At 73.0% G+C, this 5,761-nt stretch carries 7 protein-coding genes; 3 read left to right on the forward strand and 4 right to left on the reverse strand.

Annotated features, from left to right (window positions below; genetic code table 11):
* On the forward strand, positions 1–891 hold an 891-nt coding region (locus PROKR_RS31395; RefSeq protein WP_211240042.1), incomplete at its 5' end, for an HNH endonuclease.
* On the opposite strand, the gene PROKR_RS05885 is transcribed toward PROKR_RS31395, so the two are convergent.
* Both PROKR_RS05885 and PROKR_RS05890 read right to left on the reverse strand, forming a co-directional pair.
* Positions 892–1,581 carry a type II CAAX endopeptidase family protein gene (locus tag PROKR_RS05885; RefSeq protein ID WP_051432725.1) on the reverse strand — a complete coding sequence of 230 codons (690 nt, stop codon included), beginning with the start codon at positions 1,579–1,581 and terminating at the stop codon, positions 892–894.
* A gap of 49 nt (positions 1,582–1,630) precedes the next feature.
* Entirely contained in the window at positions 1,631–2,065 is a 435-nt protein-coding gene (locus tag PROKR_RS05890; RefSeq protein WP_036960596.1) for a VOC family protein, read from the reverse strand.
* Between the two features lie 87 nt (positions 2,066–2,152).
* Between PROKR_RS05890 and PROKR_RS05895 the strand changes: the two genes are divergently transcribed.
* Positions 2,153–2,740, forward strand: a complete 588-nt coding sequence (locus PROKR_RS05895; RefSeq protein WP_036960598.1) for a TetR/AcrR family transcriptional regulator — start codon at positions 2,153–2,155, stop codon at positions 2,738–2,740.
* A gap of 2 nt (positions 2,741–2,742) precedes the next feature.
* On the opposite strand, the gene PROKR_RS05900 is transcribed toward PROKR_RS05895, so the two are convergent.
* Complete coding sequence (locus PROKR_RS05900) at positions 2,743–3,705, reverse strand: zinc-dependent alcohol dehydrogenase family protein (protein WP_036960631.1); 963 nt, start codon at positions 3,703–3,705, stop codon at positions 2,743–2,745.
* A 251-nt stretch (positions 3,706–3,956) separates the two neighbouring features.
* Between PROKR_RS05900 and PROKR_RS05905 the strand changes: the two genes are divergently transcribed.
* A complete protein-coding gene (locus tag PROKR_RS05905) occupies positions 3,957–4,364 on the forward strand; it encodes a CBS domain-containing protein (protein WP_036960600.1) in 408 nt (135 codons plus the stop codon).
* Here PROKR_RS05905 and PROKR_RS05910 read toward each other — a convergent pair.
* Positions 4,349–5,545: an ROK family transcriptional regulator gene (locus PROKR_RS05910; RefSeq protein WP_036960603.1), complete on the reverse strand. Its 1,197-nt coding sequence runs from the start codon at positions 5,543–5,545 to the stop codon at positions 4,349–4,351. The genes PROKR_RS05905 and PROKR_RS05910 overlap by 16 nt on opposite strands.
* Positions 5,546–5,761 lie beyond the last annotated feature (216 nt).

The raw sequence follows: 5,761 nt of genomic DNA on the forward strand, positions 1-5,761 counted from the left end.
AACCCCCACGGGCGACTGCTGGCCACGACCTCCACGTCCCGGTTCCACCCACCGGGGTTGTCGAGCCTCCTGCGGGCCCGGGAGCAAGGGGTCTGTGCCACCGTCTGGTGTGACGCGCCGGTCCGGCACACGGACCACGTCACCCCGCACGCTGAGGGCGGCCCGACCAGTCTCGACAACGGTCAGGGCTTGTGTGCCCGGTGTAATCACGCGAAGCAGGCAGCGGGCTGGTCCCAGAAGACCACCCACCTCAACGGCCTCCACGCCGTCGAAACCATCACCCCGACCGGGCACACGTACGTCTCGGTCGCGCCCACACCACCAGCCCCGGCCAGGACCCGGGACACGACACCGGGCCGGGACACGACACCCGCGCGTGGCGCGTTCGCCGTTCCTGGCGCGCCCTCGGTACGTGCCACCGCCTCGGCCTCTGAGGTGGCATCGATCGTGAGCTCGACCGGGCTCGGCAACGCGTCTGTCGGCGGGCCCGCACCTGTCGCCGATGCCGAAACGCCCACCGGCGCGCCAGCAACCGCTGTGTCGGGTCCCGCCCTCGACCCGGACCCGGCCGAAGATCCCGCAACGGTGCCTCCCGCGTCGGCGTCCGGCGATCCCGACCAGGTACTGGACGTCACTCAGACCCGTGACCGCACCACGCCCCCGCCCTGGACCCCCGCGGTCGGCATCACCGGCCCCGCGCCCGGCCGCACCCCACGCAGCCGCTACTCGATCGGCTGCCACACAACACCCGCCCACGGCCCCATCGCCTACCGACCGGGCCCACCACCCCGCCAACCACACCCGGAACACCCCCCGCCAGTTGGTCGGCCACCTGGTCGAGCCCGCGCCCGGGTGCGTCGACCCGACCACTCCTGGATCCATCCCGCCTGACTAGCCTGCGATCTCCGGCGCCACCGCGTACGCGATCACCGTGATCGAGTTGTTGAACGCGTGCACCACCACGCCCGGCCACACCGAGTCGCTGCGCCGGCGGAGCTCGGCGGTGATGATCCCGACGACCAGTGCGGCCGGAAGCACCACGTTGATGCCGTGCAGCAGCGCGAAGATCACGGCGCTGCCGACCGTCGCGATCACCGGCCCGTACCGGAGCAGGCCGGTGGTCACCACGCCGCGGAAGAGGAGCTCCTCGCCGACAGGGGTGAGCACCACGAGCCCGATCGCGGTCACCGCCAGCAGCCAGATACCGCCGCTCGCTCCGGCGGCGTAGCCGGCCTGGGTGTCCGTCGGGGCGTCGGTCAGCCACATGAACAGCGGCACCAGCACACCCTTGGCGAGCAGTGCGACCACACCACCCGCCACGCCCAGCCAGAGCCAGCGCGCGCTGGTCCGCCGGACGCCGAACGACTCCACCGGCCGCCGGCGCACGAGGACCGCCACGCCGAACCCGGCCACCCCCGCGATGCCCGACAGGCAGGCCAGGAACGCGCCCCCGACCGCCCCCGTCAAGTCGATCTGGTCGCTGAGCAGGGCCGGGAGTACGAAGCCGACCACGGCCATCCCGGCGATGCCCACCACGATCTCGAGCCAGCCGGGCCGGTCAGTCCTGATTCTGGTGTCCATCGCACCAGTTCAGACCGTGCCCCGGGGGCACGGTCAAGGCGGCGCGCGGCTATCCCGGCACATGCCCCTCGGCGTACTGTTCCGCATACTCCGCATCGGCCGGCACCACGGTGATCACGTCGATCAGCACGCCGTCCGGCCCGCCCACGATGAAGTGCCGCTGCCCGAAAGCCTCCGTGCGTAGGCCGAGCAGCTCCGGCAGCCCCGCCTCGCCGACGAGCCGCCGGTGCTCCGCGTCGACGTCGTCGACCTCGAAGTTGAGCAGGAGCCCGCCCTGGATCGGGGCGCGATGTCCCTCGGGGATCGTCGGGTGGGTGTGGTCCAGCAGAGCGAGCTCGTACTGCGGGGCGTCCGGCCGGTGCAGGCTCACGTACCAGTCGGCCTCGAAGGTGACCTCGAACCCGAGGTGCCGGGTCCAGAAGTCGCGCGCGGTGGCGACGTCGCGCGTCGCGATCACCGGGTAGAAGCTTCCGAGCGTGGTCATGTCGCGTCTCCTTCGACTCTCCGGGTTAGCATACCCTGGGTATGTGAAGGTAACATACCCAGGGTATGCGAACGAGAGAGGGCGAGGATGACGAGGGCGGAGCAGCGAGCGGCGACGAGGCAGGCGCTCCTCACGGAAGGACGCAGGCGGTTCGCCGCCGACGGCTACCACGCCGTCGTCCTCGCCGACGTCGCGCAGGCGGTCGGCGTGACCAAGGGGGCCGCCTACCACCACTTCGAGAGCAAGGCCGGGCTCTTCCGCGCGGTCGTCGCCGAGGTGCAGCACGAGCTGGGGGAGCGGGTCGCAGCGGCCGCCGAGACGCACACCGACCCGTGGGACCAGCTGCGCGCCGGCTGCCACGCCTTCCTCGCCGCCGGCCACGATCCGACGGTGCGCAGGATCGTCCTGCTGGATGCCCCGGCCGTCCTCGGCTGGGACGAGTGGCGCGCGATGGACGAGGACTCCTCCGCCCGCCACCTCGCCGAGGCGCTGACCGGCCTCGTCGAGGCAGGGGTCATCGAGGACCAGCCCGTCGAGCCCCTGACCCGCCTGCTCTCCGGCGCCATGAACGAGGCGGCCCTGTGGCTGGCCAGGTCACCGGGCCCGCACGCGCTCGCCCAGACCGAGCGAGCGCTCGACAGCCTCCTGCTGGGCCTCAGGGTCCAGCGGTCGTGACCTCACGGCACCAGCACGATCCGCCCGAACACCGTCCCCGCGTCCATCTGCCGGTGTGCCTCGGCTGCCTGGTCGAGCGGCAGCACGCCGTGCACCACCGCGTGGAGCTCGCCGCGCGCCGCGGCCACGAGCTGCTCGGCCCGGACGGCGGCCAGGGCGGGGGCGGACACCGAGTCGAGGCTCAGCGTGCCGAACGTGCGCGACTGCTGGAACGCGGCCAGCAGCCGCCCGCCGAAGTCGGCCGGCGGCATCCCGGCGATCGCCCCGACCACGATCATGCGCCCGTTCGGCGCGAGCCGGTCGATGAACTCCGGGGTGCCGGCCCCGCCCACGATGTCGACGATCACGTCGTAGGCCGCCGGTGCCGCTGGGTCACCATCTCCGGACCGGTCGAGCACATGGGTCGCGCCCAGCTCGCGGAGGCGGTCGCCTCGTTCCGCGGACGACGTCGTCACCGCCACCGCGCTCGCCCCGCCCCGCACCGCGAGCTCCACCGCCGCGATGCCGATGCTGCCCGCCGCACCGCGAACCAGCACGGACTCGCCGGGGGCGAGGTGGGCGTGCGCGAGCGCGAAGTGCGCCACGGGCGCCGAGCTCCCGAGGGTCACCGCGTCGGTCGGTGACAGCCCGGCGGGCAGCTCCACGACGTCGTCCACCCGGGCGACCGCCTGCTCGACGTAACCGCCGCTCGTGCCGGTGAACGCCCAGACCCGGCGGCCCACCCACGACCCGTCGACTCCCGCACCGACCGCCGTCACGGTCCCGGCCACCTCGCTGCCGGGCACCAGCCCGGTGCTGAAGCCCCATTCGCCGAGGGTGCCGCGCCGGATGACGGCGTCGACCCCGCCCACCCCGATCGCCTCGTTCTCGATGACCACCTGCCCAGGTTCCGGTACCGGCGCGGGGAGGTCCGAGACCACCATCCCGCTCGGGTCGCCGAACTCCTGGATCGTCACTGCGCGCATCATTCGTCTCCGTGCGTTGTTCCGGTGCTTCGCCGGGGACGCTAACGGACGCCTGCGTCCGTTTCGCGAAAGTGAGAGCGGCGCCCGGACGATTGCCTCACATGCCGCGTGCTGACCTGCCCGGACGCCGGTCCCGGTGCCCCCGGCCCGGATCCCGCGTCAATCGGATGCGAGTGGCTGGACCGCGGTGCACGTTGGGAGTTGCTGGTGTCGATGACCGGACGCCGGCCCCGAGGAGGAAGGAGCGCGACATGGTCCAGACAGTCGCCGATGTCATGACACCGGCGCCGACGACGATCGGTATGTCCGAGACGTTCGAGGCTGCGGCCCGGGCGATGGCGGTCCAGGACGTGACCGCGCTCGTGGTCTGCGCCGGTTCCACCGTCATCGGGATCGTCACCGACCGGGACCTCGTCGTCCGGGGTCTGGCCGAGGGGCTCGGCCTCGAGGCGATGGTCGGCGAGGTGGCCAGCGAGGACCTCGTCACGATCGGGCCCGACGTGCCCGTTGAGGTCGCGGCGGGCGTGATGCACGCCGCCGGCGCCCTGCGGATCCCGGTGGTCGACGGCGAGGTCGCCGTCGGGATCGTCTCGCTCGGTGACCTCGACCGGGAGGCCGACCGCACGCCGGCCGCGACGAGGTCTCAGGACCTGCCGTAGTGCGTCACGAAGTCCTCGACGGCACACGCCGCCGCACCGCGGGCCCAGTCGACGAACCGCAGCGGTCGCAGCTCGATCTCTGACCGCGCGGCTGACCCGAACGCCCGCTGCTCGAACGCGCTCCGGACGTGCGGGTCCATGACGTCGTAGTCCTGCTCGCCGCCGGAGCCGACCCCGGCCCCCAGGCTGCTTCCGATCGCCTCGCCCGTGATGACGATGTGCTGCGCCCCCAGCAGGTTGGCGATCGTCGCGATACCCGTGCCGACGGCGCGGCCGGCCTCGGCGAGCACCCGTACGGCGTCGGGCTGCCCGGAGCGTGCCAGCTCGGCGACGTCGCCGATGCCGAGCCCCTCGAACCCGGCCTGGGCCATGCGCTCCAGGATGCCGGCCGACCCCGCGATCGCCTCGACACAGCCCCGGTTGCCGCAGTGGCACAGCGGCCCCTCGGGGTCCACGAGCACATGACCCACCTCGCCGGCCACGCCGAAGCTGCCGTGCACCACCTGTCCGTTGACCAGCAGCGCGCACCCGATGCCGGTGCCGACCGTGACGAGCGCCAGCGACGAGATGCCGCGGCCCACGCCGTACCAGCGCTCGCCGGTCAGCAGGGCGCGCACGTCGTTCTCCACGGTGGTCGCCAGGCCCGTGCGCTGCGCCACGAGCTCGCCGAGCGGCACGTCGTGCCAGGCCAGGAACGGTGAGTAGGCCACGTGCCCCGAGGCGGCGTCGACGTCGCCCGACACGGCCAGGCCCACGCTGCCCACCTCGGGCCGCCCCGCCCGCAGGCCGTCGACCAGGTCCACGATCTGTCCGACGATCGCGTCGGGCGCGTGGTCGGCCACCGGCACGGTGACCTCGTCCAGCACCCGGCACCGCAGGTCGCAGACGACGCCGAAGAGCTGGTCCGCGGTGATCTTGACGCCGATCACCTGGTGCGCCCCCGCCTGCACGGTCACCATCGTCGCGGGCCGCCCCAGCGCGCCGTCGGTGGACGCCCGGTCACCCGTCTCCAGCAGGAGCCCCGCCTCCAGCAGCGGGCGCACGGCGCGCGTGATCGCGCCCGGCGTCAGGCCGGTGTCGCGGGCCAGGGCGGTGCGCGACGCGTCCCCGCTCCGGACCAGCTGCTGGAAGACACGCGTCCCCGCCGGGCTGAGCGCGGGTGCGGCAGTTCTCGCGGACATGTCATGACTCTATCGGCGCCACTTAATTGACAGCAACAAAAAAAGACGCTTGAGTGTCCGCACCCAGCAACGACGCCGGAGGAGCCTCCATGTCAGTCCAGCCCGAACCCGACCAGAAGCGGCGCGCCACCCGTTCGTGGCTCGCGACCGGCCTGGCGCTCGCCGTCGTGGCCTCGGCGGGGGTGGTGCCCGCGGCAGCCGACGCCGCCACGGCCG

Source organism: Promicromonospora kroppenstedtii DSM 19349 (assembly GCF_000515355.1).
Taxonomy (GTDB): Bacteria; Actinomycetota; Actinomycetes; order Actinomycetales; family Cellulomonadaceae; genus Promicromonospora; species Promicromonospora kroppenstedtii.